Origin of the sequence: Bradyrhizobium manausense, from assembly GCF_018130615.1 — a bacterium.
GTDB lineage: Bacteria > Pseudomonadota > Alphaproteobacteria > Rhizobiales > Xanthobacteraceae > Bradyrhizobium > Bradyrhizobium manausense_A.
The window spans coordinates 449,924-476,739 of the sequence record NZ_JAFCKB010000002.1; the positions used below are offsets into that span (position 1 = coordinate 449,924).

The window sequence follows — 26,816 nt, forward strand, 5'->3', positions numbered from 1 at the left end:
TGCCGAGGCGATGCCTCGTATCAATGCATGGGCTCGACCTGTTCAGAGCCCCGGACGTCTCCGGCGCTCCGTTTCGTCAGTCTATTTATCCTTGAATTGCTCGTGCATGGAGAGCGAATACTCGGTCGGCGTGATGCCCCACTTCTTTTCTGCCGCGACGATGAAACCTGTCTTCATCCAGTCCTTTGTCGTGTCCTCCAGCAGCGTCTGGAGGCTGGTATTGTCGAGCGCAACTGCGATCATCCAGGGCGACGGCAGAACGCCTTTCAGCGGGAGGTCGTAGTCCATCTTCCACTCGTCCTCGAGCAATTTGCCTTGCAGGAACGTCTGATCGTAGACATAGCCGACGCAGTTTCCTTGCTTCATGGCGAACAGAGGTTTCTCCGAGCCGTCGAACGCAACGATTTCGGGCCCGTAGGATTTGGCGATGTCCTTGTTGTACCAGGCGCCCGAGGTCGCACAGACGGGTTTCCCCTTGAGGTCGGCCCAGTCCTTGATGCCGGCTTTCTTGTTGAGAAGGATGTTCACATAGTCCGAATAATATAGCGGCTCGATGGCTTGAACGACGCGGCGGCGTTCAGGCCTGTCCGACATGGTCGCAATCAGCAGGTCAATCTTTCCCTGCTGAAGAAACTCGATCCTGTTCGACGCTGCGACGGGAATGAGTTCGAGCTTGACGCCGAGGCGCTTGGCGATGTCCGCGGCCAGATCCGGCTCGATGCCCACGACATTTCCTGCGGGATCGCGGTATCCGAACGGCTTGTAGTCAGCCTTGACGCCGACGTTCAACGTGCCGCGCTGCTTGATGGCATCGACGCCATCGGCCGCTTGCGCACTGCCAAGCATCAGCAGCAGCGTGGCACTTGTCATCATGGAACGGATCAAATTCTTCATCGGATGACACCTCCAGAGTTGCAATCACGATACGTGTCGGTTTTCGGCGGTACAAAGTTCGTGCCAGATCTCACGAAAACCGGGACACGGAGAATGGGGCAAGGTCGATCGCGCTTCGACCTTCGGTCACCATCGCGGCCGCGACATTGCCGATCCCTGCCGAGTGCTTGAAGCCATGGCCTGAGCAGGCCGAGATGACGAAGACCCTGTCCCGGGCGGGATGCCGGTCGATGATGAAGCCTCGATCGGGCGTCACCGTGTAGATGCAGGCGGCCGCCTGTGCGACGCGCGGTGTGGCGCCCGCGAGCCGCCCCTCGACGTGTCTCCGGTACATCTCAGCCGACTCTTTGGGATCAACGGTGCGGGCGACGGTATCGGCCGTCGTGCTGGTTTCGTACTGCTCGGTCGCGACCTTGAGGCGGCGGTCGCCTGATAGGGGCGGGAAGCCGTAGAGGTAATCGATGTCAGTCGCGCCGTGCATCCAGATGAACACGGGAGCGTTGGCGCGATACGCGCTGATGTCATCGAGCTCGTACCAGTGCAGCACCTGACGCTTTACGCTGAGTATGCGGTCGAACGGTGCGCCGAGCAGGTGTGCATTCCAGCCGCCGGCCGACACCACCACTTGGTCTGCTTCGAAAGTACCTGAGGACGTTTCCACCCGAACGGCGGAGCCTCTCTGCACGATTGAGAGAACCTCGACGCCCGTACGTATCGTTGCTCCGAGCTGCTCGGCGCGCGTCAGCTGTGCCTTGATGCAGCGCTCGGGAAACACGTACCCGCCGCCGGGTTCGTAATAGGCCTTCTCGTTACCTTCGAGGTTCAGGAATTGCGGGAAGCGGTGAGCCACCTCGCGCCCGTTGATCACTTCATGCGCGATGCCGAAGTCACGCGCCGCTGCAATCGAGCGTGCGACGAAATCTGGCTTGCCGTGGTGCGACGTCTCGCCAACACCGGGCGCCATGACGACGAGACCGCATGGGTTCAGCAGCTCGGCTGAGGTCTCTGCTTCGAGCTCACGCCAGATCCGGTGGGTGTCGAGCACCAGGGGTACGTAGTCGCGGCCTTCGCCGACCGCCTGCCGGGTGATGCGGGTTTCGCCGTGGCTGGATCCCATGGTGTGGGGAGGGGCAAAGCGATCGAGGCCGATCGCCTTCACCCCTCGCTTGGCCAGTTGATAGAGGGTCGCGCTGCCCATGGCACCGAGGCCGATCACCAGAATATCCGCTCGCTCGCTCATCGATCGAAACTGCTCAATTGTTAGGACAGCGAGGATTGTGCTTTTGAATGCGGCTTCGCGACAAGGATAATTCATGCAATGAAGTGAATTTGCATCTTCATATGACTTTTGCTTAAGTCGTGAAATGCAGCCACCGGTCCCAGACCTACGAAGCCTCCAGATCGTCGCCGCCGTCGCGGACTCAGGCAGCATGCTGGAGGCATCCCGCCAATTCGGGATGACGCAATCCGCCGTGTCCCAGGCGGTCCGGCGCGCCGAGGCCGCGGTCGGGGTCGCGTTCTTCAACCGGACCCGCCGGCCGCTCACGCCCACCCGGGCGGGGCGTATTCTTGCAGGCCGCGTTCTCGACCTGAACCGCGACTTTGATGCGCTTCTCAGCGCACTCCGGGTCGCGGCGGAACAGTCTGAACGGGTTGATCTGAGGCTCGGCCTCGTCGACTCCTATGCCGCCACGGTCGGCGCGCACCTCGTCAAAGAACTCATGACGGGCGACATCGCCCTCAGTCTGTCCGTGTGGTCGGGCCTCGCTCACTCACATGCCGAGGCGCTGATGAATCGCAAGATCGACGCCGCGATCACATGCGATGCGATGGATGACCTGTATGATATCGAGCGCTTTCCGTTCTATCGCGAGCCAAATCTGTTGGTGGTGCCGCGCGGCATGGAGGCCGAATTTGCCGGCCTTGATCTGCGGGAGATCTTCGCACGACATCGCCTGGTTCGGTACAGCGAGCGTTCCTGGGCCGGTGCGCAGGTCGAGCGTCATCTGAGCCGTCTGGGCATTCGTCCGCCACGGGCCTTCGAGTTCGACACCTCGGACAGCCTGGTTGCGATGGTCGCAACAGGAATGGGCGTGGCGATCACCACGCCGCTGTGTCTGTTGCAGGGACTCGCTCATGCGGCTCAGGTCAGTGCGCTGCCTTTGCCGGGCCCTGGATTTTTTCGTGAGCTGCTTCTGGTCACCCGTCGCGGAGATCTCTCGTCCCTGGCCCCGCGCGTCGCAGAGATGGCGCGAATGAGCATCACGACGCAGGCGATGCCGCGAATCCGGACGCTGGTGCCCTGGTTCACTCAGGATTACTAGCTGGCAACGAAAAAGCCCGGCGGTGAGGCCGGGCTTTTTTTGCTTGTGATCTGTTGCGCCTCAGCGGCGGAACATGCCGCCCATCATGCCGCCGACGACGCCGCCGACGAAGGCTGCGCCGGCAGCATCACCCGCGTTGTTACGCTGGGGAGCCGGTGCGCTGCTGGGCGCGCTGGCGCGCCGGGCCGCCTTCTGACTGTTGTCACTTGCGGTCGGCGGGGCAGCCACAATCTCCGAAAGCATGGCCTTGTGCTGAAGCTTGTTGAGGTAGCCCGACGAGGGATAGCCGCGCGCCGCCTGCCAGCGCTTCAACACCGTGCGGGTCTCGTCGGTGAAGACACCCGTCTGCTTGGTGTCGAAGCCGAGCCCCGTGAGCCGACGCTGCACGTCGCGGCGCTGGTTCTTGTCGAGCCCGATCTGGTCCTCGGTGAGCTGGCTCGCCTCTTCGGTGAAGGTCGCGGGATCGACGCCGGCGTTGAGGGTGCGGGTCGTGGTCGACGGTCCGCTCTTGATCGCCGCGAGCCGCGCCAGTGCCAGCGCCTTGAACTGGCCGTTCGGATAGGCGGTGACATAGGCGTTGAGCTCTTCCGCCTTGTTGGACTCCTTCACCGAGCGCCAGAACTCGACTTCAGCCTCTGAGCCGCTGGCCGCTGCGGCTGGCGCAGCGGTTGCCGTTGGCGCCGCGTTGGCGACCTGGGTCGTCGGCGCCTGGTTGAGATAGACCGCGCCGATCAGATTGGTGTGCCCCCAGGGCAGCTGGCCCTTGTGGGTCTCTTCATTGACTTGGGCGCGGACGGAGGTCATCGCCTGCTGGATCTCGACGCCGGGCTTGGTGATGTTGTCGATCAGCGCGCGGGTGAACGGGCTGTTGTTGCCCTCCTGGCCGTCGAGCGCGGTCTGGCCCGGGCCGGTCGCGAACGCGATCAGCGTGCCTTCGCCGGACTTCATCTCGGCGAGACCGCTCCCCACGTTGACGCTGCGGGTGGCGGAGTTCGACTTGATCTTGGCGGCAAAGGGGTTGTCGCGGCAGGCGTCGAGGAACACCAGCTTGACCTTGGCATCTCCCATGGTCTGGTCGAGCGTCAGGTCGATGTTGATGGCGGCCCCGAGCTTGACGTCCATCTCCGACTTGATGTCGGCATCGACGGGCAGAAGATAATTGGTGCCGCCGACTGCAATGCCATGGCCGGCATAATAGAATATCGCAATGTCGGAGCCCTGAGCCTTGCGGCCGAAATCAAGCAGTTTCTCCGTCATTTGGTCGCGCGAGAGATTGGATCCTTCGATCACGTCGAAGCCGACATTGCGCAGCGTCGATGCCATCGCCTTGGCGTCGATCGGCGGGTTCGGCAGTTGCGCGACGTTCTTATAGGCGCCGTTGCCGACGACGAAAGCGACGCGACGGTCGGCCTTCGCGGCGCTGACCGACAGCGCCATGCACATCAGCGAAACGATGATGGTGAGAGTGCGCATGTGGAATCCCCAACAGAATCAAATAATGGGCAGCAACAAATTGGGTGCGAACCTACACGAAAGCCCCCGGCCTCGCGCAAGCAAAACGGCGGTGCACCCAATTCACCCGACCCTGTGACCAAATGTGCACGATGGAATGCTCTTCCAGCGTGATCCATATCACGCTCGATCACTCTGATTTGTCGCGGCAGGCCGCGCCCCGGTTCACTGCGCGCGTGCGGGAACCGGTGCGGCAGGCTTCAGATTCAGGAGATTGCCGAACAGGATCAGGGCCGCACCCAGAACGGTCAAGGAGTCGAGGCGCTCCGAATAAAGCAGCCAGCCGGCCGTCGCGGTGAGGGGAACCCGCAGGAAGTCCATGGGAACCACGATGGTCGCGTCCGCGTAACGCAGCGCGCTGGCGAGGCAATAGTGCGAGAAAGTGCCGCAGACCCCGATGACAAAGAGCCAACCCCAGAGGGTGACCGACGGCCAGGTCCAGACATAGAGCGTCGGCGGCAGGCCCATGACCATCTGCACCACGATCATCCAGAACAGGATCGACAAGGCGCTCTCGGTCCGCGTCAGCGATTTCGCCAGAGCCATGGAAATGCTGAAGCCAATCGCGGCGCCGAGCGCGATCAACTGGCCCGGATCGACCTCGCCCGTGGCGGGCCGCACGATCATGACGACGCCGACGATGCCGAGCACGATGGCTCCGATCTTCCAGCTGGTCATGCGCTCGGACAGGAAGGTCGCGGCCAATAGCGCGGTCCAGATCGGCATCGTGAATTCGATCGCGACGACCTGGCCGATTCCAATCAGCGTCAATGCGTGGAACCAGCCGAGCTGTGCAAAATAATGCACGCCGTTGCGGACGAGGTGTTGAGGCAGGCGTTTGGTTGCGACTGCCTTGGCGCCGCCGGCCCGGTAGATGAGTGGCAGCAGCAGCGTGAAGCCGATCAGCGAGCGTACTTCCATGATCTGGAAGACGCTCAACTCGCGCGTGGTCTCGCGCCCCGCGACCGCCATGACCAGCATCAGGGATAGCCAGCCGGCCATCCAAAGTGCGGCCATCGTTTTGGACGGTGTTGCGCTCATCGATGCGGGGCAGGAGGTCAAAGCTGAGGGGAGGCCGGTATCGGCGACATCGCTGGCATTGGCAACGGCCAAATCTGCGGATGCAGCGATGCAGCGCGGCGTGGTAATCCAGACGCAGATCAACAAGAAGATCGGGAGATCTCCGCTCATGCGCATCTTGCAGCCGGCCGAATGGAAGAAACCCCGGGGTTTTTCACATGGCGTCGTGGCGGAGGGGCCGGGCCGCTGGGTCGTGTTGGCCGGGCAGACCGGCGGCGACGAGACCGGCGATTACCTTCCCGACATGGCAGCCCAGGTCGCGGCCGCGTTGAAGCGGACCATCAAGCTTCTCGCCGAGGCAGGCGCGGGCCCTGAGCACATCGTGCGTTTGACCTGGTATCTGACTAGCCGCAGCGAATATGAGGCCGCAGGCGCCGGCATTGGTGCGGCCTGGAAGGAGACGCTCGGGCGCAATTTCCCGCCGTCGACGCTGCTCTATATCGGTGGCCTCGTCGATGACCGGGCCAAGGTGGAGATCGAGGTCACGGCGTTTGTGCCTGGCGCATAAAAAAAATCGACCCGGCGAGGTCGCCGGGTCGATTGCTTTGTGGCCGGACGGCTCAGCGCGACAGCGTCATGTCTGCGCCGCGAAACTGGCTGTCCGCGCGCATCCGGACGCTCTGCTTGTTGCCAGAGGTCTTCAGCGAGATGTTGGCGTTGAAGCCGGCGGCCGAGGCAACCAGCTCGTAGTTTCCGCCGCCGCCGCGGCCCTGGAGCGAGCCAGAGATGTTGCGGCTGGTCTCCGACCAATTGCCGGTGATGGCACTGCCCTCGGCCTTAACGCTAGCGCCGAGGTTGAATTTGTAGGCATCGCTGGCGCAGGTCAGCGACATCTCCATGGTCGGTCCGATCGGGGCGTATTTGGCCCGGCAGCGGATACGTTCGGTGGACCCGTCATCCAGGGTGACGGTGCCGGCGCCGCTCCAGCTTCCCGCCAGCGGCGCGAAAGGACCGGACTGGGCTCTGCTCTCCGAGCTGGCAACAGCCGTCACAAACAAAACGGCGGCCGCCACGAGCAGCCGCCGGGTGAGGACGCTCGTCCAGAATTGCTTATTGGCGCGATGCTTCCCACCGCCCGCTGCACGGTATGCCTGCAGATGCTCCATTCCACTTCCCCGATCCGGCGTTGCCGCTGAGTTGACCGTTGGCATATGCACCATTGATCGAAACTTTAACAAGGCCCCCACTGCCGATGGTGCCGGAAACGTTAGCACCGGGCGCAGTGATCTTGCCGTCGGCAACCGTCAGCATCGAGCTCGCGGTCGGCTCGCAGGAACCAGTCTTGGTCACGATGGTGACCTGCCAATTGCCGTCAAACGGGGTCTGGGCGACGGCCGGGGCGGCGAGGGGGGCGGTAATAATTGAAGCGGCGCAGAATGCCGCGATGCGACCAAAACGCATGAATTCCGTCCTTGAATCTGTCTGATATGCTGACTCTTATTCGGAGGAAATGTGACGGAAATTTGGTGCAATGCAAGGTCGAAAATTGTTCCTGTGGGAACAATGGTTTATTTGCGTTTTCGGTTCTAATTTTCGAAGCGGAATCAAGGCCCCCTCACGTTAATCGTTAACGTCAGGCGAGACGCAGGATGGAGCAGCTCTAGGACAGGCTCGGAGCTGAGGTCGCGAACTGCTCGTCCTGAGCCTTGGCCGGCAACGCCTTGTGGACCTTGGCGTAGTCGATCACGTCAGCCAGCAGCTTGAGGCCGAGCGGGGCCAGCGCACGCTCCCAGAGCTCGCGGGCGGTCTCGCCCTTCTTGACGAAGCACCAGTCCTGGGCGGCGATGGCGCCGGCGTCCATGCGGTCGGCGAGGTGATAGATGGTGCCGCCAGCGATCGGATCTCCTTCCTTGATGGTCCATTCCACTGCGGCCTTGCCCCGATGGCGCGGCAGCAGCGAGGGGTGATAACCGATGCCGCCGAGCTTGGCGGCGGCGAGGGCGTCCTTGCCGATCCGGGCATGGCTGTGCGCGGTGATGATCAGATCGGTGTCGGGGGCGATTTCGGAGGCGACCACGAGCTTGGGATTGGCCTGCACCACCACCTCGATGCCGGCGGCCTTGGCGGTCGCGGCCAGGCGGTCATCCGCATCGGCCACCACAACCCGCACGATCCCGACGCCGTGCTCGCGGAGCATGTTCAGGGTGGTCACGCCGAAATGGCGGGAGCCGACGAGGGTAATGCGCATGGGTGTCTGATCCGTCTCGCAGCTGCGTCATCCCCCGATAACACGTCCGGCCGTCCTGTCACCACCCGCGCGGCGTTTGCGGCGGTTATCAACAATGCGAAGGGTGGGGAGCGATGAACTCGGCAATTGCGTTGCCGCCTGTTCAGGTGCTTCCATGGGCGTATTACGACCGGCTCGGAGCCAGCACATGCGAAGCGCGTGGTTTGTCCTTCCCGCTGTCCTGATCGCGGCCGCTCCGGCCCGCGCCGGCGGGCCATACCCGGCAGTCCCGCCCGAAATCGGCGTGGCGCCCTTCATCGGTCCGACTTGGGACAGCTATCGCTGCGCGGAAGGAACGATCTACAATTTCTATCACAACGCCTATTACGGCGAGGAGCCGCCGGCGCTTTATCGTGGCTACGCCTACAGGCCGTACTATCGTTACGGCGCCTACCGCAGGCTGCCGCGGAAGTATTTTTGCGTCGTCGACTAGCGTTGCCGCGCGGCAACGCTCAGCCACAAATGATCAATACGCCGGTTCCTGTGTTTCGTTTCCGACAGACGGAAGCCGCTGTGTGTCGTTAGAACGTGCGCTTACCGGGGCTGGCTAAATTTCATTCCGGATCCATTTTCGAACCCGGCTTTGGCCGCTGGCGCGATCGCCAGCGGCTTTTTATTTCTACGACCACAAAATCATCAAACGGTAACGCGTTCTCAACCTGGCTGTCGTATCGACTAATCTGTCGCGGATTTGTATTGCGTACCGCGACACCAAAAATGCCCCGCCGGCGTAGGTGCGCTGTGCGGGCATTTTTGCCGGGACCAATTTCATGTCGAATGCAATTGCGCAAATCGTGGACGCCTATGTGCGCCTGAAGAATCGCCGTGGCCTCGACGAGCTGATGATGCACAGGCAGCGCCTCGCCGTCGATCTGAAGAGCAGGTCGGGTGCTTACGATTTCAGCCTGGCGATCAGCAAGATCGACGAGGAGATCGCGATCATCGAGGAAGGTCTCAGCCGGCTGAAGGCTGAATCCACGGAGCCCGGCGGCACGACGGTCTGACGCGTTCAGTCGCGCCGGCCGCCGTCGATGACGGTGAACAGCGGCCGTGCCGGAGTCGGCTCGACCAGCAACTCCTCTACCAGCGCCGTTGCCGCATCGACATATTTGCGCGTGGGCTTGTCGAGCTCACGTTTTGCTTCGTCGTCGAGCGCGACCTTGGCAGCCTCGACCAGCTTGCGCATGCGCGCGGCGTGATCGTCACCCGCGGTCAGCGTCGCACGCGCCAGCGAGCGCAGCACGAACAGCTCGCCTTCGAGGCGGAGCAGGCGGTCGTTGAGCCTGGTGAGGACGGCGTTGAGGTCGGCCATGGCTGCGGTTCGCTGGAGGAGATCCTGATCCGTCTAGCGGCGATCGGTGAACGGAGTGCAAATGCCGATGGTGCAATTGGGCCGATCTGGCATACCCACGGCCTGTCCGCGTCGCCGAGTTCAGGCGGCGGTTCGCGCCAGATAGTCGCGCGCGAAGGCGAGATACCAGTCGAGGCAGGCCGGATTGGCCATCGCCTCCCGGTTGATGACCTTCTCGACGGGCTGGCCGAGCAAGAGCTTCTTGATCGGCAGCTCCTGCTTCTTGCCCGAGAGCGTGCGCGGGATCTCGGCCACTGCAAAGATCTCGTTCGGCAGGAATCGTCGTGACAAGCCGGCCTCGATCGCCTTGTTGATCTTCGCCTGCATCGCGCCATCGAAGGCGACGCCGTCACGCAGCACGACGAACAGCGGCATGTAGCTGTCGCGGCCGAGATACTCGAGATCGACGACGAGGCTATCGAGCACCTCCGGCAGCGCCTCGATCGCGGAGTACAGCTCGCTCGTACCCATGCGCAGGCCGTGCCGGTTGATGGTGGCATCGCTGCGGCCATAGATCACGCAGGAGCCGTCCGGATTGACCTTGAGCCAGTCGCCGTGGCGCCACACCGGTCCGCGGCCGCTGCCGTCGAAATTGTCGGGATAGGTCTCGAAATAGCTGGCGCGATAGCGAACGTCGCCCTTGTCGTTCCAGAAATAGAGCGGCATCGACGGTATCGGCTCGGTGCAGACGAGCTCGCCGACCTCGTCGATCACGGCGCGACCCTGTTCGCTGAAAGCTTCGACCGCCGCGCCCAGCAGCCGGCACTGCATGGCCCCCGGTGTCTGCGGCAATTCGCGGTTGCCGCCGATGAAGGCGCCGGCGAAATCGGTGCCGCCGGAGATGTTCGCCCACCAGATGTCGGCTTGTGCCGCGCTGCCATTTGTTTTCGACAGCGCCGCGAAGCGGTCGTTGAACCAGGCTTGCGTGTCGGCGCTGAGCGGCGAGCCGGTCGAGCCGAGACAGCGCAATTGCGACAGGTCGCCGACAGCAGCGAGATCAATCTCCGCCTTGGCGCAGTTGGCGAAGAACGCCGCGCCCGCGCCGAACAACGTTGCTTTCGATTGTGCCACGAAGCGCCACAGCGTGGACCAGTCCGGCTTGTCCTTGGTGCCGCCGGGACTGCCGTCGAAGATGCAGCAGGTGGTGCCGCTGAGCAGGCCGCCGACCTGGCAGTTCCACATGATCCAGCCGGTCGAAGAGTACCAGTGATAGCGCTCGCCGAAGGAGTTCTCGTGGTAGGAACAGCCGAGGTCGTTGTGCAGACCGAGCAGGGCCAGCGCCACGATGACGATGCCGCCATGGCCGTGCACAATCGGTTTCGGCAGGCCGGTGGTGCCGCTGGAATAGACGATCCAGAGCGGATGATCGAACGGCAGCCACATCGGCTCGAACGCGTCGATCACGGTGCCCGTCCCTGCGGTGATGTCGGACAGCCGCGCGTCCGCCGCGGCGGCTTCGCTGTGCAGGATGACGTGCTCGACGCTCGGTAGCGATCGCCGCAACTCGGCGACGACGTCCTTGCGATCATGCCCGCGCCCGGCATAGGTGACGGCGTCGCAGGCGATCAGCACTTTGGGCTCGATCTGCTTGAAGCGGTCGATCACGGCGGGCGCGGCCATGTCAGGCGCGCAGACGCTCCAGACCGCACCGATGCTGGCGCTCGCCAGAAACGCGATGATGGTTTCGGGGATGTTGGGCAGATAGGCCGCGACGCGATCGCCGGGCCGGACGCCGCAGTCCTTCAGATGCAGCGCGAGCGCGGCTGCCTTGCGCTTGAGCTCCGGCCAGCTGGTCTCTGTGAGCTTGCCGTCCTCGCCGCCGCTGACGATTGCGGGCAGGCCGGCGGCATGCGCCGCGTCGACATGCCGCAACACCTGCCGCGCATAGTTCACCTGCGCGCCGGGAAACCAGACCGCGCCGGGCATCTTGCGCTCGGTGATGACGGCCTCAAATGGCGTCGGCGATTGCAGATCGTAATAGTCCCAGATGCTGCGCCAGAACCCGTCGAGATCGCGCACCGACCATTGCCGCATATCCTCGTAATTCTGGAATGTCAGGCCACGCCGCGCAGCGAGCCAATTGCGGTAGAGGGCGATCTGCGGGACGAAAGGAGCGGCCATTGCGTGTCGGCTTCGATTTGCGGGGAGGGGGAATGTATGTCGAAAACAACCCCATGCACAGTAGCGGGGGCATTGAATGCATTCGTCATTTTCAGTTGGCGCCGGCCAGGCCCTGCTCGGACCTCGTCCAACGCGATCAGCTCACCTGATCTCGACGGCGCAAGGCGTCGCGTCATCCGGATTTGACACGTCGGGCAAAACAGGAGCAGAGTGGCATCATCGAAAAATTCGTAACGCCCGCGCGGAGAAATCCGGCGCGGTTTTTTTTCATGTCGGAGCAGTTGCCATGATCAAAGGATCGCTGTCGTCCTCTGCAACGGGCAATTGTGGTTCGCTCGGCCGCGCAGGCCTACCACTGCACTCCGGCCCAACGACGGCCGAACACCGCCGGCTTGGTCTTCACCGCCTGCCAGCCAAAGAAATGATGCTTGCCGGACCAGGAGTGCACCTCGCCGCTGCAGATGCTGCATTTGAATTGGCCTGAATGCGGCTCGGCATGCTCCTCCCTTGTCGCGGTGTAGTTCATGCTGCAACCGGGGCAGGTGAATTCTTCGATCGTCCAGAGACTGTTGGCCATTGCACCGCAATTCTTATTGGGGACCTCGACGCAAAGCGTAGATGCGGGCCTTTGCATCGGCGTAAATCGGCCGGCTGAAATCCGGTTAATCGTCGTTAGCCAAACCGGGCTCTCGTCGCCTGTGCCGCAGCCCCAGGGGCCGCCTCGGACTGCCCGGACCGCATGTCGCGGTCGATGCGCATCTGTACGCGCCGGACCGCCAGACGAGGCAGCCGGCCCTGGACCCGTCCCGACCGCACCCTGGCGGCGATCGTGTAGCCGTAGCGCCAAGAGCCGGGTGCGGCGTTCGGCTTGAGCGCCTAGTGAATGCTACGGTGAACAGCTGCGAGGATTTTGGGCTCCCTGGGACGGCGTGCCATGGTCCCGGAATGCCGGCGGGACGCGGCGTTCCTAATCACCCCCAGCCGGAGCCGGGGGCCTGCTCGTCTTGACGCCCGGCCCGGGGCTCGCAATAAGGCTGGGCCCGCGCAAGCGCCGGAACCCGGATCGATGCCGCAAGGAAAGCCGTGCCTGTGAAAAGTCTGCGTCAGCTCCTGACGGGCGAGGACGTTATTCAGCTCGTGATCCGGCTCGGCCTGTTGGCGCTGCTGATCATCTGGACATTCCTGATCATCCGGCCGTTCGTGCCGATCCTGGCCTGGAGTGCCGTGCTCGCGGTCGCGTTCTATCCGGCGTTCAGCTGGGTCGCCAAGGCTCTCGGCGGGCGGCCCAAGACCGCGGCGGCCATCCTGACTCTGATCACGCTCGGCATCGTCCTCGGGCCTGCCACCTGGCTCGGCCTCAGTGCCGTGGACGGGGTGAGGGAGCTCGCGCACCAGCTCGGCACCGGTGATCTCGCGCTCCAGTCGGCGCCGGAGTCGCTCAAGTCCTGGCCCCTTATCGGACCCACGCTCTATGAGCTCTGGGACCAGGCCTATACCAACATCCGCGCCGTGCTGCGCGAGGTCGCGCCGTATCTCCAGCCGCTGGCGGGACCGCTCCTCGTGCTCGCAGGCGATGCCAGTCTCGGCACGCTGCAGTTCCTGGTTTCGGTGTTCGTCGCCGGCTTCCTGTTTCCGCACGGACCGCGACTGGTTGCGGCCGGGCGCGGTTTCCTGTCCCGCATCGTGCCGGAGCAGAGCGAGCATTTCCTCGGACTCGGCGGCGCCACCATCCGCGCCGTTGCGCAAGGCGTGATCGGCGTCGCCATCGTGCAGGCGCTGCTTGCCGGCATCGGCTTCAAGCTCGCGGCGGTGCCGAGCGCCGGCCTGCTGGCCTTCATCGTGCTGCTGCTCTCGATCGTGCAGATCGGCGCCTTCCTCGTGCTGCTGCCCGTGATCGTCTGGATCTGGACCGCCAAGGACGTCACGACGGCGTTGGTGCTCACCGTGTTCTTCGTCGTGGTCGGCTTCATCGACACCATGTTGAAACCGCTCGTCATGGGACGCGGCCTCAACACGCCGACCATCGTGATCTTCGTCGGCGTGATCGGCGGCACGCTCGCCCACGGCATCGTCGGCCTGTTCATCGGGCCGATCATCCTGTCGGTGGCGTGGGAGCTGGCAGCGGCGTGGATCGGGACGGCGGCGAAGCGGGCAGCCGAGGCGCCCACACCCGACGAGACCTGATCGCGCCTCGCGCGCTGGAGACGTCTGCGAGATTGGCCGCGCCTTGCCGCATGTGGATAATTGCGGGCAGCGGCAGCAACCGGAGCGGCCGTCGAACTTGTCTAACGAAATAGACAAGTTACCATGGCTCGATTCCTTTTTCGGTTTGCGACAGGTATGGCGAAGTCTTCCAAGCTGGTTGCCGCCAGGCGCGGCAAGGTTCTGTTGGTCAGGCGACGGGTGGACGGCCTGTGGATGTTCCCCGGCGGCCGCAAACGCGCGCGCGAAACGGAGAAGGCCTGCCTGCGGCGCGAGATCAAGGAGGAGCTGCCCAAGCTGAAGCTCGGCCGGATCAGCCTCTGGAAGGAAGTGAAGGCCAAGAACAAGCGTTCGGGCCGCAAGATGAGCGACGCGATCTTCATCGCGAAAAACGCCAAGGGCCGCCTCGCGATCGGCGACAAAAAGGAGCTCGACCGCGCCGCCTGGCAGAAGCCGCGCGGGGTCCGCCTGACCGCAACCTCGCGCTACATCCGCGATCGCCTGTTTCCGAGGAAGCGGCGGCGGAGCTAGAGCTCGATGGAGTCAGGTTCGGTCGCCGTCACGGATCACCTCTCCCTATGGGAGAGGTGGTCGGAGCTCCCGGTTCGCATCGCTTCAACCAAGACACATTCCGCTTTCGCCGCCCGGGTGCGACAAATAGTTCGGTCGACCGCGCGGCACATGTGAACTAGTTCACAAGCTGCCGTGGAGAGGGCTGCTATAGAGACGTCATTGCCTTACCAATTCATTTTTTTGAAACGCCCCAGTGCTTCTACGCACTGGGGTTTTTCATGTCGGGGCATGATGCTTCTTGCTATTGGAAGATTTGCAAGATCGATGCGCGGTGCAGTCGCCGTATTTGCTCCTTTGCGAAGCAGCCGAATGCATCGTCTCCTGGCCCTCAGCTGTCTTCTGCCGCAAGCAACGGAAGCTCAGCTCTCTGAATGGAAACGGACCATGGACAGTACCGCGCGGGGAAGCCCGGTTGTGACCCGTAGCCGGCATATCGAAATCAAAAAGACCGGAGAGGCCGAGACGAGAAGCAGCGCGGCCTTAACTACGGAAGTCCTTTTGTCGCCGTAAAGGGATTGAACCCACGTTCCGCGAGGGCAGCCCACGAAGCCGCGCCAAGATGTGGCAATCGGAAATAGAGGCGTGGCCTGGCCGGATCGGTATCCAACATGAACCCAGTCGGTAGCGCGCGGACACTCGTGGCATAGAACCCGCCATCCGGCGACCTCTGGGATTCTATGACAGCGATCAATGACTCTGCCCTCCCGATCCTGCCGAGCAATTTCAGCAAGAGAGCCATTTGGCTCGTCCCTTCGGTCCACACACCGTCTCGGTCTTCACCGTAAGAAAAACCCTTGTCGACACTCATTCGCTGTTCGGCGGTCGCAATTGCCGATGCAAATTTCTCGGCCGCTCCGGGGAGCGCCGTTAACGGCCAGACTTGAGCATCAAGGGCCAAAATCGGATTGCGCGTGATGCCGTTTTCGGCGGTCCCTGCGGCGAAACAGGCGCATGCCGGATCCCACATCGTATCGACGAAGCGCTCGGCCGCTGTTGCCATATCACGCCAGCGTGAATCGCCGGTGCGGGTTGCAAGAAGGCCAAACGCGGCGGCGAGGTCAGTATTGTGTTCGGTTGATTTCCATGTCCGTACGTCGGGCGTCGGCTCGTGCCCAAACGTACCGCCCGTGAAGCCGCCAGTGCCGCGCGCGTCGGCCCATTGCGCGATCCAGGTGCCAAGCCGTGCCGCACCGTCGCGGAACCGAGAGCCGGTGTTTAAATCACCAATCGACAGCAACGCCAACATGGCCCATGCCATGTTTCCATTGTCGCTACCCACCTGATATCGATCTTCTAACCACTTGTTCTGCGTATTGTCCCACCAGCCCGGAAGTTTGGCGGAGCCACTGGCCACCACACCCGCGGCGTATGCGTTTCGGAGCCGCCCATCATGCCAGGTGCGGTCGTTATCGATGGCCCAGAGAATCGCCGAGCCAATTCGATACGCCTTGTCTCGCTCACCGCAACCGACCAATGCGATGGCGGCTACCGCATTGTCATAGAGGTAGGCGGCGCCATGGAGAGGCCCCGATTCGACGGTCGGATAGCTGGGCAGGAACAACGGCCCTGACGGCGATGCCTTATCGATTAGACCAGCAAGATATCCGCACGCTGATGCTTGCGGTACTGCTTGAGCACGGAGTGGAGTGGCAACCACAATGATTGTGAAAGTCGTTACGATCCATGCGATCCATGCGAAGGCTGCTATTCGGCCCACTTGCTGTTCTCCGGGTGGACGAGGGTCCTATCTATGCCCATCGGGCAATGTCTTGAAGTGACCCGAAGCGGTCGATGTCGAGCTTGTCCCGAGCCATTATCAGCCTAACTGATCGACCACTGCCGACCATAGAGCCCATGGTTCGTCTCGATGTACCGGGTCCTCAATTGCAGTATGCACCATGACGACCTTAGAGGTCGGATCAACGCAAATATACTGGCCCTTGAATCCTAACAACGCGAACCGCCGCCTCTCACCGGGAAACAACCACAAGAGATAACCGTAACCAAATCCCTTCGTCGCCACGGCCGGTCGCAGATAGTCATCCGAAGCTCGAAGGGTGGTTGCATCGATCATCCATTGCGTCGGAACGATCTGCTTGCCATTCCAGTGACCCTGAGCGGACTCGGGCCTCGTCGCTCATTCAAGCCCAATTCCCGCTCGGCTCCCAGTCGCAAAGTGCTATTCTGAGCAATTGTAAAAGGCATCGCCCTGAACTCTGAGAGGGCTTCTGCACGATTTTGACGGTGTTGGGGAATTTGTCATGACAAATCTACTCGGGCGACACGCGATAGTGATCGGAGCTGGCATTGGCGGCCTAACCGCGGCGAAGGCCCTGTCTTCATACTTCGCCAGCGTCACAGTGCTGGAACGGGATGACTTACCCGCCGCGCCGATCGCGCGCTCCGGCACACCCCAAGCGCGGCAAATTCATGTGCTGCTCAGAGGTGGTCTCGACGCACTTATCGAATTCTTTCCGGAGTCCGAAACAGAACTCGAGCGAGCAGGTGCCGTAAGAGTGAGAGTCGGTTCTGAGTCTCGACTGGAAATGCCAGGATTCGATCCGTTTCCACAGCGTGATCTTGGCTTCGACTATTTGTGCATGACGCGGCCATTGGTGGAATTCGTTCTAAGGCGCTTTGTCGAACAGCAGAGCAATATCGCACTGAGATCGGGTTGCCGCGTTACTCAACTGGTGGAATCGCCCGACCGGAACGCGGTTACGGGGGTTCGTTATGATGAAGCGAACAAACGAAGCACCGAGCTCGCAGCGGATTTTATAGTCGACGCATCGTCCCGCGGTGCGCTTACTCTCGAACTTCTGGACCGGGTCGGTTTGCCAAGGCCGGAGGAGACGGCAGTCGGCATCGACCTGCGCTACGCAACCACAATGTTCGAGATTCCACCCTCTGCGCCACGTGACTGGCGCGCGGTGCTCCACCGGCCCGATGCTCAAAATGGCCGTGGCGGGTTGCTCGTTCCGGTCGAAAATAATCGCTGGCAAGTCAATTTAACCGGCATGCATGGTCAACTCATGCCGGAAAACATCCAAGAATTTATCGCTTTTGCCAAGACGTTGCGGACGCATACAATCCATGACGCAATCAAGGACGCTGTGCCTATTGGACCTATTCACCGGTTCGGCTTTCCCGGCAGTGCCCGGCGCCACTTTGAGCGATTTGACAGCTTTCCAGATCGCCTGTTGCCGCTAAGTGATGTGATTTGTCGATTCAATCCGGCATTCGGTCAAGGAATGAGTGTCGCCGCGCAAGAAGTAGGTGTCTTGAAGCGGCTGATTGAAGTGCGAGCCCTGGATGCTGATCCGTTCAAGAGACTAGGGCAGTCTTTTTTCGCGGCGATTCAGGACTTTCTCGACACGCCATGGACGGTGACTGAAAGCGACTATATTTATGAGAAGACGCGCGGGCAACGCCCGCATGATTTTCAACGTCGCTTACAATTGAACTTCGCGTTGCAGCGGGTCGCCGCGGAGGATGCAGCAGTGCATAAGGTCATGAGCGAGGTAACCCATCTCGTGAAGCGAGCCAGTGCTCTGCGCGATCCGCAGATCATCAAGCGGGTGACGGCCCTGATATCCGCCTCCGCGTGACAGCTGGTGCGTCCGCCGTTGGCTCGTTGCTGACCTGCGCTCAGTTCGCAGTGATGGCTGCTTGCCGAGGGTAAGCCGACCTTCGTCATGTTGGCTGCCGAGTTCAGCTTTTGACCCGAAGCGGACTCGCGGGCTCCCCTGAAACTATTGGTCGTTGCGGCATGTTGGCGTACGTTCTACGGCAACTTTTCAGGAGGGGGATGGACAGGATGATTACTGAAATCGCACCGATCGGGATTAACCCCAGCACCGAAAAAGGACTATGAGGGCGCTATCGCCGCGGCATCTTTCCCGGCGGCCGCAGTCCATGAATCGAGAAGAATAATGCGTCTTGCCTTCCCACGCATCAAGAGTCTCCAGTCCGACGACGGCACGGCATCCATCACCTATCAATCGGTCGATATGAACCGCGATACTGGCGGTTTTACTTTCCTGTTCGTGTTCAAGATGCCGTCCGGCGAGACGACGGTCAATACGACCGTTGCCCGCGTGACAACCTATCCAGCTCGAAAGAAATTTCTTGCCGACACCGGCAAGGACTTGCTGGACCTAAGCACCACCGAGATGAGGAAATACATCGACAAGTATGCCGGCGAATATGGCAATACGTTCGAGGTCCGAATCTTCGAAGTGCCCTCCGGCACGGGCGACGATGACATCGTCGCACTGAGGGATGCGTTCTGCGCGTTGTTCTTCGAGTACTGGTCGTCATACGAATACAACAACTCTGATGACACCAGCGATCCCGCGGATCGTTATCCGGACACGATCAGTTTTCTACCGCAGAATCTGAACAGAAAATTCCACTTGACCATGCTTGCCGGGCAAGGGGGTAAGCCACCGCCTAAATAGCAGGTGAAGCTGACTTCCGCTTGTGGCCCCTTCTCGGAAGTCCGACAACGTCCGCTTTCGCGCCGCTGTTGGGAGACAAGCGGACATCAGGTGCGCCTACTCTTAGCGGCAGATTTTATGAGTACGCACCCCAGAGCGATTATTCCCCCTGAAGAGCCTGCGCTGTTTGTTACGACATTGCTTTTTCTAGGGTGCACTTTGGTTTCGATGCTCTACCTCACAACCAAGGTCTTCTACTTCAACGGCGATCGGTCATCACGCAAACGTTAATTCGGCCAACGAAGGACGACAGGACGGCGCGCTGCGGGTCATGGGAGCCAGTTGCCATCTTTTCGAGTAGCAAGTGGGCCGGCCAAATCCAAGTGAAGCCGGTGGGGCGAGGGATGCTCCTCCATACATCAGCTATGATATGTTGTGCCTTTCTTCATCGCAGGAGATTGACTGACGTGTCCGCCACCCAGAAACTGACCCCCGCACTCTCGACGCCTGGGCGCGACCTGCTGAGGCAACAAATATATGAAGGACTGGCGGTCGGAGCGGCTGGCCGCGTCAATGACCTCGATGGCGACGCCATCCTTGCTAAAGGAAAGAAGCTATTGCAGAAGCGCGCAATCTCCAATGTAAGGCAATTCGGAGTTGATGGTCGAAAGACGCTCTTCTTGCTCCTTCTCCTTTCTGCAATCCCCGCGGATAACTGCTCCGCGCAGACATCGCCGCCCCCAGTCGACGAACATGCCTTGGAGCGCGTAACGCCGACAGTCGTGAAGAGATTGGCGATTCGCTTTTCACTGGGCGCATTCGCCGGCCGCTTCGAAGAGACGCGGCTCGGCGCGGTTCGCGAAGCCGTGGGCGAAGGGATCATCCAACACCAGGGCGACGCCGGAGCTAGCATCTATTGGCTGTGTTATCGGCGCGCGCAACATCGATTATGGGTGGTGTCCAGCGGAGAGATGGGCGGCCCGGACCATCGCGTCACGGAGATCGTTGAAGAACTCACCGGGAAAGACGCCGGGGCCGCGGCCGATTGCGCCATCCTCCCGGAAAAGTTCTCGCCCGTCGTCTTCGACGGCAAGCTGCATTTGGGTATGTCGCGTCAGGAGGTCATCAAAACGTTGGGACCGCCGTCGAAGTCGGAAGCGGCTCAGATGGTGTATTCTCACGAGGGAAAGCTCGCAAACGGTTTCGATGAGGCCGCTTGGCTCATTCTCGGATTTGGTGAGGACAAGCTCGTGTCCATGCGCGGCGGCAAGACCACGACGAATTGAAGTGGATGCGAGCAGCGTTCGGGATCGCCTTTGACGCGTTGCGGACGTTGGTCTCGGCTGCCGATATTCCGTTCTGGACACGCCTTGGGTTCTGCGCGCTGGTCATTCCAATTTCAGGGGCGGCCCGACCAACGCCATTTCGAATGGTAGCCAAAATGCGGGGTCCGTCGGCGCCATCGCGTTACCCTTGGTGATTTCTATGAAGAACGCCTCCGCTTGACCAGCGGGTACGAAGACGAAAGAAATTCGTCCTGGCCCGTCGCTTACGTTGGCCCAGCAGTGGGGTACTCCACGCGGCCCGAAGGCTGAGTCGCCCGGTCCCAGCACGTACCGTTCGTCGCCGATCTCGACAATGTATTTTCCCTCAATGACGTGGAACCACTCGTCCTGATGACGGTGTAGATGTCGAGGAGGACCGCCTTTGGCATGGTGCGCGATCTCGGCCACCAGAAATTCACCGTTGCTGTCCGCAGTGGTCACTTTGAAAGTGAGGGTGCCGATGCCAACGCTGCGATGCACTGCATGTCGGTCATCGTTACGTGCGACCTGAAATGGCGCTATCGGGGTCTTTCCCATTGACGGCCTCCCGCTCCACCAATTCTTATGCCACTTGCACAACACACACGATAGGTTCTGATGCGCGCATTGAGTATCCTCGTGTACCCCGACGCGATCCGGGCCGAACGGCGATTTCATGTTAGTTTCGGACTAATCGCCGGGTGACCTACATCTTCTGCAATTGACCCATCTGCAACCTCAGGGAAAGGTCCGCATTTCGGCCGCTGTTGGTGGGTGACTGGACATCAATTGGCCGGCCGTCGAACGAGCGCACACCCAGCGACGCTGCCTGCTCAGCCCTGCCGCCGCAAAAACCCCGTGATCGTGACCTTCTCCCAGATGCCGGCCGCCGCGAACGGATCGGCGCGGTTGAAGGCCTCGACCTCGGCGCGGCCGGGGGCGTCGATCAGGAACAGGCTGCCGATCATCGTGGCGCCGTCGTCGGCGACCAGCGGTCCGGACATCACGATCCTGACGCCGAAGCGCGAGGTGTCGCTGAGAAACGACTTGTGAGCGTCGTAATTGGCAAGCCGCGTCGGCAGTGTGCCGGCACGGTCGACGGCATGGATGGCAAACAGCATGATGGCTCCGGGATTCCCTGGGACGGCTGTCGTCTCAGCCGTCCTCATTGCTCGATCGGATCGGGACGCGGTTACTTCGCGCCGAGCTTGCTGGCCTCTTCGAAGGTCGGGCAGGTGCGCTGTTCGAGCGGCTGGTCGAAGGGCTGGTAATTGTCCTTGGTGATGACGGTCGGCTTCAGCACGATCTCGGCGATGACAGGCTGCTCGCGCAAGGCTCGGATCGCCATCATGGTGCCGAGGCAGCCTTGGAAAAAGCCGTTATAGTCGCCGCTGGCGAGCAGCTTGCCGGTCTTGATGGCATCGATCGCCTCCTTGGTGCCGTTGATGCCGATCACCTGCGCCTTGCGGTTGGCGCCGTCGAGCGCCTCGATCGCGCCGACCGCCATGGCATCGTTGGCAGCAAGCACGCCGTCGATCTGTGCATTCGACTGCATCAGGTTCTCCATGACCTGGAGCGCCTGCAGCCGCTGATAGTTGCCGGGCTGTGAGGCCAACAGCTTGGCGCCCGGATTTTCCTTCAGAGCGTCGTTGAAGCCGCGGACGCGATCGACATTGGTGAGCGAGCCCTTGACGCCCTCGATGATGACGATGTTGCCCTTGCCGCCGAGCGTCTTGAGCAGGAAGCGCGCGGTCTCGAGCCCGAGGCTGTAATCGTCGGCGCCGACGAAGGAGAGGAACTTGCCGCCGGCGGAGCGGTCGGTGATGTTGACGACGGGGATCTTGGCGTCGTTGATCTTCTCGACGCCCGGCACCATCGCCTTGTAGTCGACCGGCGTGAAGACGATCGCGCTCGGCTTCTTCACCACGACGTCCTCGATCTGGCTGAGCTGCTCGGGGATCGAGTCCGGCTTGGTCGGAATGTACTGCAGCGTCTTGGCGTTCAGCGCCTTCGCCATGGCGTCGGCGCCGACCCGCACCGTCTGGAAGAACGGGTTGGTCTGGTTCTTGGTGAACACGGCGATGGTCTCGCCATCGGCCCGCGCCTGCGTGGTGAGTGCGGCCGCCATCACGAGCGGCAGTGCGAGATAGCCCAGTCTCTGTTTCATGTCGTCTCCGTCCCCAGTTTGATTTGTTGGATTGCTCGAGAACTCATTGCGCGCGGCGGCGGGTCTTCATGTCGAGCCAGACCGCGAGAATGACGATGATGCCGGTGACCAGCGGCTGCCAATTGGCGCTGACCGACAGCAAATTCATGCCGTTCAGCACCAGCGTCAGGATCAGCGCGCCGATGAAGGTGCCGAACACCGTGCCGACGCCGCCGAACAGCGAAGTGCCGCCGATCAGCACGGCCGCGATCGCCGGCAGAGTTAGACTCTCCCCGATGTCGGCCTCGGCGGAGTTGAGCCGCGACAGGAAGATGATCGAGGCGAGCCCGGCCATCGTGCCGGAAACGGCATAGACCAGCAGCAGCCGGCGGGTGACGGGAATGCCGGAAAGGCGGGCGGCGACCGGATTGGCGCCGATCGCATAGATCTCCTGGCCCCAGATCGTGCGCTGGGCGAACAGCGTTCCGATGCCGAGGAACACCAGCAGCAGATAGACCGGGATCGGCAGGCCAAACAGATAACCGCTGCCGATCTGGCGGAAGCCGGCCGGGAAGCCGTGCAGCGTCTCGCCCGCCATGTACCAGTAGGTCAGGCCGTTCAGCACCCAGAGCATGCCGTAGGTGGCGATGAAGGAGGGGATGCGCAGCGCCGTCACCATGATGCCGTTGAGGAGGCCAACGATGCCGCCGCAGGCAAGCCCGGTCAGGATGCCGAGCGTCGCTGATCCCGTGGTGTGGATCACTGTCCCGGCGATGCAGGCGGAGAGGGCAACGTTGGCACCGACCGAGAGGTCGAGGCCCGCGGTGAGCACCACCAGCGTCAGGCCCGAGGCGATGAAGAAGGTGAGGCTCGCCTGGCGCAGCACATTGAGGATGTTGCCAAGGCTGAGGAAGGACTCGTTCAGCACCGCCAGCACGGCGCAGATCAGCAGCACGGCGAGCAGCCGGTAGAACAGCTGGATCGCGTCCTGGGACAGGAACGAACGCGGCGGCGACAGCGCCTCCTTGGTGATGTCGGTCATGACCGGCTCCTGAGGCCGTCGAGGAACAGCGCGACGATGACGAGGACACCGACGCTTGCGACCTGCACCGAGGAGGGCAGCGAGATCAGGTTCAGCCCGTTGCGCAGCACGCCGACGGCGATGACGCCAAGGAGCGTGCCGAGCAGCCAGCCATTGCCGCGCTCGAACGAGGTGCCGCCGACTGCGACGGCGGCAATCGCATCGAATTCGAGCCCGAGCCCGGCGGTCGGATGGCCCGAATTCATGCGGGCGGTCATCAGGAGGCCTGCGACGCCGGCCATGGTGCCGCCGAGCGCGTAGACCGCGATCAGCAGCCGGTTCGGCGAGAGGCCGGCATAGCGGAGCGCCTCGCGATTGCCGCCGAGCGCGAACACGTAGCCGCCGAAGCGGGTGTGGTAGAGCAGGCCGTGAAAGACCGCGTAAGTCACAAACGCCAGCACGATCGGCAGGGGAATGCCGAGCAGCGTCGCCGAATAGATGTCGCGGACGCTGTGGGGAATGCCGACCACGCTCTGCCCGTCGGAGACGATCAGCGACAGGCCCTGTGCCATGCCGAGGGTGCCGAGCGTGGCCACGAAAGGTGGGATGCCCAGGATCGCGACCAGCCAGCCGTTGACGGCGCCGAAGGCCGCACCGACCAGCACGCCGGCACCGAGGCCGAGCAGCATCGACTTGGTCGCGAGCGAGACGATGGCGACGCAGAGCGAGGTCAGCGTCAGCACCGCGCCCATCGAGAGGTCAAGCCCCTCGGTCATGATGATCAGCGTCATCGGCAGCGCCAGCATGGTGAGGATGGTCGACTGCACCAGCACGTTGGAGAGGTTGGCCGGGGTGAGAAATCCAGGCGCGATCGCGCCGAACAGCATGATCAGCGCGCCGAGCACGATGGCGACGCCGGGGATTCGCTGCAGCGGATTGGGCCCTGACACGACCGCGGCCTCACGCATGATGCATCCCCAATCGCACGATGTTCTCCTCGGTGAGCTCGCTACGCGTCAGATGCCCGGCGACACGTCCTTCGCGCATCACATAGGCGCGGTCGCAGACGTGGCAGATCTCGACCTGCTCGGAGGAGATCATCAGAGCTGCCGCGCCTTCGGCAACCAGCCGGTCGATCAGCGCAAAGATCTCGGATTTGGCGCCGACATCGATGCCGCGCGTCGGCTCGTCGAAGATGAAGAGTTTTGCGCCGGCCGCCAGCCATTTGCCGATCACGACCTTCTGCTGGTTGCCGCCGGACAACAGGCCGACGGTGTGGCGCGCGCTCGGGGTGGCGATGCGGAGCTGGCGGATCAGGCCGTCTGCTGTGCGCTGGCCACTGCGCGGATCGAACAGGCCGCTCGGAAACAATTTTCGCAAGGCCGAGACAATGAGGTTGTCGCCGACCGAACGCAGCAGCGCGAGCCCTTCGCTCTTGCGGCTTTCCGGGATCAGCGCGATGCCGCGGCGCGCGGCCATATCAGGCTCGCCTGAGATCGGCTTGCCGTCGAACACGATCTCGCCCGAGGCGACCGGATCGGCGCCGAAGATCGCACGCGCCACCTCGGTGCGGCCGGATCCGACCAGGCCGCAGAGGCCGACGATCTCGCCCCTGCGCACCTCGATGTTGATGTCGGAGATGCCGCTCGGCGCGGTCAGGCCCTTGACCTGAAGCAGCACCTCGCCGGGCTTGTCGGTAAAATTGCGCGGATAGGTCATGTCGACGGTGCGGCCGACCATCATGCGGACGAGCTGGTCGGGCGTGACGTCGGCCGGGCGAACGCCGTCGATGCGGCGGCCGTCACGAAGGACCGTAATGCGGTCGCCGAGCGCGAACACTTCGGCCATGCGATGCGAGATATAGACGATCGAGACGCCGTCGGCCTTCAGCCGCGCGATCAGCGCGAACAGCAGCTCGGTCTCGCGATCGGACAGCGCGGCGGTCGGCTCGTCCATGACCAGGATGCGCGCGTTCTGGCTGATGGCCTTTGCGATCTCGACCATCTGCTGCTGGGCAACACCGAGCGTGTTGACGATGATGGACGGGTCGATGTCGAAGCCGATCGTGTCGAGCAGGCGCTTGGCGTCGGCCAGGATCCTGCGGCGATCGATGGTGCCGGGAATGCGGCCCTTCGGCTCGCGCCCCAAGAAGATGTTCTGGGCGATGTCGAGATAGGGGACGAGGGAGAACTCCTGGAAGATCACGGCGATGCCGAGCTTTTGTGCGTCCGCCGTCGAGGCGATCGTGACCTTGTCGCCTTTGTAGAAGAACTCGCCGGCATCGGCGCTGTAGGCGCCGCACAGCACCTTCATCAGACTCGATTTGCCCGCGCCGTTCTCGCCAAGCAGCATGTGCACTTCGCCGGGGTAGAGCGCAAAGGAGACGTCGTCGAGCGCCTTGACACCCGGAAACGTCTTGCTGATGCCGCGCAACTGCAGCAGCGGAACAGGCGAGGGGGCAATATCAGGTACGGCGGTGCTCATATGGTGGCTCCGCTCGCGAAGATCTTGCCGGGATTCATCAAGCCGTCGGGATCGAGCGCCGTCTTGATCGACCGCATGATGTCGACGGCCTCGCCGAGCTCGTCGGTGAGGTAGCAGATCTTGCCAAGCCCGTGCTCGCTCTCGAGGCGTTTAGCCGAAGCGGCACTATCGACCCGCGGTCCCATCGTCTCTCCCCGTCGTCAATCCTTGTCGCGGAGTGTTGTCAGTCCGCCGATTCGACGTTCGGCTTACGCCGCTCTTGCGTTGCTTGCGGCCTGCTTCAGGCCGAAATCATAATTGAGGTGATAATAGGCGGCATCCAGCGTGCGACCATCCGGCGCACGGCCGGCCGGGCAGCGCACGAAGTCGTGGATCAGGCTGTCCTTGACGCCGAACACCACGTCGCTGTCGAGATATTTGTCGCCGGCAACGAACACATGTGTCACCAGCTGGTCGAAGCCCGGTGCCGAGATCATGAAATGCACATGCGCCGGACGCCAGGGATGGCGGCCCTGGGCCTCCAGCATCTCGCCGACCGGGCCGTCATGCGGGATCGGATAGGCCGCCGGCTTGATCGACCAGAAATGGAAGCGTCCGTTCTGATCGGTGTGGAAGCGCGCGCGCATCGCGAGATCGCCGATCTCATCTAACTGCTGCACGTCGTAATAGCCGTCATTGTCGGAATGCCAGACATCGACCACCGCGCCCGCGAGCGGCTTGCCGTCGACGGTCGACACCGAGCCGGTGACGATCATGGGATCGCCTTCCATGGTGCCCGAGATATCGTCGCCGTTCTGCTTCTCGGGCGCGGCCTGGACGAAGAACGGGCCGAGGACGGTGGTCTCGGTTGCGCCCTCCGGCACCGGATGGTTGATCGCGTCGACCAGCATGGAGACGCCGAGCGTATCCGACAGCAGGATGAACTCCTGGCGCTTGTCGTCGCACATGTGGCCGGTGCGGGTCAGGAAGTCGATGCCGTATTCCCATTCCTGCTGGGTCGGGCGCACCTCACGCACGAAGGCATGGAGGTGACGCACCAGCGCTTCGCTGACCTGCTTGATCCGAGGATCGGTCGCGCCAGCGATGCGCTCTAGCACGGCGTCGGTGATGTTGGTTTCGCCAAGATTACGCAAAATTC

The 26,816-nt window shown here is 62.4% G+C and carries 27 protein-coding genes and 1 pseudogene; 9 read left to right on the forward strand and 19 right to left on the reverse strand.

Translation table 11 applies throughout. The features are described from left to right. Positions 1-81 precede the first annotated feature (81 nt). Both JQ587_RS05845 and solA read right to left on the reverse strand, forming a co-directional pair. Positions 82-894, reverse strand: coding sequence for a transporter substrate-binding domain-containing protein (locus JQ587_RS05845; RefSeq protein WP_212424665.1), 813 nt, complete (start codon positions 892-894; stop codon positions 82-84). Between the two features lie 70 nt (positions 895-964). Continuing rightward, positions 965-2,134, reverse strand: coding sequence for an N-methyl-L-tryptophan oxidase (solA, locus tag JQ587_RS05850; protein WP_212424666.1), 1,170 nt, complete (start codon positions 2,132-2,134; stop codon positions 965-967). Positions 2,135-2,258: 124 nt separating this feature from the next. Between solA and JQ587_RS05855 the strand changes: the two genes are divergently transcribed. Next, positions 2,259-3,218: a LysR family transcriptional regulator gene (locus JQ587_RS05855; RefSeq protein ID WP_212424667.1), complete on the forward strand. Its 960-nt coding sequence runs from the start codon at positions 2,259-2,261 to the stop codon at positions 3,216-3,218. A 60-nt stretch (positions 3,219-3,278) separates the two neighbouring features. On the opposite strand, the gene JQ587_RS05860 is transcribed toward JQ587_RS05855, so the two are convergent. Both JQ587_RS05860 and JQ587_RS05865 read right to left on the reverse strand, forming a co-directional pair. Then, positions 3,279-4,691 (reverse strand): caspase family protein, encoded by a 1,413-nt coding sequence (locus tag JQ587_RS05860; protein ID WP_212303856.1) that lies wholly within the window; start codon positions 4,689-4,691, stop codon positions 3,279-3,281. Positions 4,692-4,895: 204 nt separating this feature from the next. Continuing rightward, entirely contained in the window at positions 4,896-5,771 is an 876-nt protein-coding gene (locus JQ587_RS05865; protein WP_212424753.1) for a DMT family transporter, read from the reverse strand. A gap of 148 nt (positions 5,772-5,919) precedes the next feature. On the opposite strand from JQ587_RS05865, the gene JQ587_RS05870 reads away from it, so the two are divergent. Then, positions 5,920-6,318 carry a RidA family protein gene (locus tag JQ587_RS05870; protein WP_212424668.1) on the forward strand — a complete coding sequence of 133 codons (399 nt, stop codon included), beginning with the start codon at positions 5,920-5,922 and terminating at the stop codon, positions 6,316-6,318. Between the two features lie 52 nt (positions 6,319-6,370). Here JQ587_RS05870 and JQ587_RS05875 read toward each other — a convergent pair whose 3' ends face one another. The 3 genes from JQ587_RS05875 to JQ587_RS05885 all read right to left on the reverse strand — a co-directional run bounded on the left by JQ587_RS05875 (position 6,371) and on the right by JQ587_RS05885 (position 7,998). Further along, positions 6,371-6,916 (reverse strand): hypothetical protein, encoded by a 546-nt coding sequence (locus JQ587_RS05875; protein WP_212424669.1) that lies wholly within the window; start codon positions 6,914-6,916, stop codon positions 6,371-6,373. Further along, the gene (locus tag JQ587_RS05880) at positions 6,861-7,211 is read right to left on the reverse strand and encodes a hypothetical protein (protein WP_212303853.1); all 351 of its coding nucleotides are present in this window, start codon (positions 7,209-7,211) and stop codon (positions 6,861-6,863) included. Before JQ587_RS05880 ends, JQ587_RS05875 begins: the two co-directional genes overlap by 56 nt. A gap of 199 nt (positions 7,212-7,410) precedes the next feature. Next, positions 7,411-7,998: a formyltransferase family protein gene (locus JQ587_RS05885; protein WP_212303852.1), complete on the reverse strand. Its 588-nt coding sequence runs from the start codon at positions 7,996-7,998 to the stop codon at positions 7,411-7,413. Between the two features lie 187 nt (positions 7,999-8,185). On the opposite strand from JQ587_RS05885, the gene JQ587_RS05890 reads away from it, so the two are divergent. Further along, positions 8,186-8,470, forward strand: a complete 285-nt coding sequence (locus JQ587_RS05890) for a hypothetical protein (protein WP_212424670.1) — start codon at positions 8,186-8,188, stop codon at positions 8,468-8,470. Between the two features lie 337 nt (positions 8,471-8,807). Continuing rightward, positions 8,808-9,041: a hypothetical protein gene (locus tag JQ587_RS05895; protein ID WP_212303850.1), complete on the forward strand. Its 234-nt coding sequence runs from the start codon at positions 8,808-8,810 to the stop codon at positions 9,039-9,041. A 5-nt stretch (positions 9,042-9,046) separates the two neighbouring features. Here the strand turns inward: JQ587_RS05895 and JQ587_RS05900 are convergent, their stop codons facing one another. The 3 genes from JQ587_RS05900 to JQ587_RS05910 form a co-directional block, all read right to left on the reverse strand. Continuing rightward, complete coding sequence (locus tag JQ587_RS05900) at positions 9,047-9,349, reverse strand: hypothetical protein (protein WP_011087444.1); 303 nt, start codon at positions 9,347-9,349, stop codon at positions 9,047-9,049. A gap of 120 nt (positions 9,350-9,469) precedes the next feature. After that, a complete protein-coding gene (locus JQ587_RS05905; RefSeq protein ID WP_212424672.1) occupies positions 9,470-11,509 on the reverse strand; it encodes an acetoacetate--CoA ligase in 2,040 nt (679 codons plus the stop codon). Positions 11,510-11,858: 349 nt separating this feature from the next. Beyond that, positions 11,859-12,086 (reverse strand): hypothetical protein, encoded by a 228-nt coding sequence (locus JQ587_RS05910; protein ID WP_212424673.1) that lies wholly within the window; start codon positions 12,084-12,086, stop codon positions 11,859-11,861. Positions 12,087-12,592: 506 nt separating this feature from the next. Here JQ587_RS05910 and JQ587_RS05915 point away from each other — a divergent pair. Both JQ587_RS05915 and JQ587_RS05920 read left to right on the forward strand, forming a co-directional pair. Continuing rightward, positions 12,593-13,693: an AI-2E family transporter gene (locus JQ587_RS05915; protein WP_212303847.1), complete on the forward strand. Its 1,101-nt coding sequence runs from the start codon at positions 12,593-12,595 to the stop codon at positions 13,691-13,693. A gap of 156 nt (positions 13,694-13,849) precedes the next feature. After that, positions 13,850-14,242, forward strand: a complete 393-nt coding sequence (locus tag JQ587_RS05920) for an NUDIX hydrolase (RefSeq protein WP_212303846.1) — start codon at positions 13,850-13,852, stop codon at positions 14,240-14,242. A gap of 526 nt (positions 14,243-14,768) precedes the next feature. On the opposite strand, the gene JQ587_RS05925 is transcribed toward JQ587_RS05920, so the two are convergent. Next, entirely contained in the window at positions 14,769-15,845 is a 1,077-nt protein-coding gene (locus JQ587_RS05925) for a hypothetical protein (RefSeq protein WP_212424674.1), read from the reverse strand. A 700-nt stretch (positions 15,846-16,545) separates the two neighbouring features. Here JQ587_RS05925 and JQ587_RS05930 point away from each other — a divergent pair. The 3 genes from JQ587_RS05930 (at position 16,546) to JQ587_RS05940 (ending at position 20,009) form a co-directional block, all read left to right on the forward strand. Next, on the forward strand, positions 16,546-17,892 hold the full coding sequence (locus tag JQ587_RS05930; protein ID WP_212424675.1) for an NAD(P)/FAD-dependent oxidoreductase: 1,347 nt from the start codon (positions 16,546-16,548) through the stop codon (positions 17,890-17,892). Positions 17,893-18,216: 324 nt separating this feature from the next. Beyond that, the gene (locus JQ587_RS05935; RefSeq protein WP_212424676.1) at positions 18,217-18,744 is read left to right on the forward strand and encodes a hypothetical protein; all 528 of its coding nucleotides are present in this window, start codon (positions 18,217-18,219) and stop codon (positions 18,742-18,744) included. Positions 18,745-19,190: 446 nt separating this feature from the next. Then, positions 19,191-20,009: a hypothetical protein gene (locus JQ587_RS05940; RefSeq protein ID WP_212424677.1), complete on the forward strand. Its 819-nt coding sequence runs from the start codon at positions 19,191-19,193 to the stop codon at positions 20,007-20,009. Between the two features lie 102 nt (positions 20,010-20,111). Here the strand turns inward: JQ587_RS05940 and JQ587_RS05945 are convergent, their stop codons facing one another. The 8 genes and pseudogenes from JQ587_RS05945 to JQ587_RS05980 all read right to left on the reverse strand — a co-directional run bounded on the left by JQ587_RS05945 (position 20,112) and on the right by JQ587_RS05980 (position 26,811). Beyond that, positions 20,112-20,585: a cupin domain-containing protein gene (locus tag JQ587_RS05945; RefSeq protein ID WP_212424678.1), complete on the reverse strand. Its 474-nt coding sequence runs from the start codon at positions 20,583-20,585 to the stop codon at positions 20,112-20,114. A 275-nt stretch (positions 20,586-20,860) separates the two neighbouring features. Then, complete coding sequence (locus tag JQ587_RS05950; protein WP_212424679.1) at positions 20,861-21,148, reverse strand: YciI family protein; 288 nt, start codon at positions 21,146-21,148, stop codon at positions 20,861-20,863. Between the two features lie 71 nt (positions 21,149-21,219). Next, positions 21,220-22,194 (reverse strand): sugar ABC transporter substrate-binding protein, encoded by a 975-nt coding sequence (locus tag JQ587_RS05955; RefSeq protein WP_212424680.1) that lies wholly within the window; start codon positions 22,192-22,194, stop codon positions 21,220-21,222. A 43-nt stretch (positions 22,195-22,237) separates the two neighbouring features. Continuing rightward, positions 22,238-23,215 carry an ABC transporter permease gene (locus tag JQ587_RS05960; RefSeq protein ID WP_212302372.1) on the reverse strand — a complete coding sequence of 326 codons (978 nt, stop codon included), beginning with the start codon at positions 23,213-23,215 and terminating at the stop codon, positions 22,238-22,240. Then, positions 23,212-24,162, reverse strand: coding sequence for an ABC transporter permease (locus JQ587_RS05965; RefSeq protein ID WP_212424681.1), 951 nt, complete (start codon positions 24,160-24,162; stop codon positions 23,212-23,214). The genes JQ587_RS05960 and JQ587_RS05965 overlap by 4 nt, the downstream gene beginning before the upstream one ends. Beyond that, positions 24,155-25,678, reverse strand: a complete 1,524-nt coding sequence (locus JQ587_RS05970; protein WP_212424682.1) for a sugar ABC transporter ATP-binding protein — start codon at positions 25,676-25,678, stop codon at positions 24,155-24,157. Before JQ587_RS05970 ends, JQ587_RS05965 begins: the two co-directional genes overlap by 8 nt. After that, positions 25,675-25,809 (reverse strand): annotated as a pseudogene (locus JQ587_RS05975) (FAD-linked oxidase C-terminal domain-containing protein); the annotation flags it as partial. The pseudogene JQ587_RS05975 and the gene JQ587_RS05970, both read right to left, overlap by 4 nt. 117 nt (positions 25,810-25,926) lie before the next feature. Beyond that, entirely contained in the window at positions 25,927-26,811 is an 885-nt protein-coding gene (locus JQ587_RS05980; RefSeq protein WP_212424683.1) for an intradiol ring-cleavage dioxygenase, read from the reverse strand. Positions 26,812-26,816: the final 5 nt, after the last annotated feature.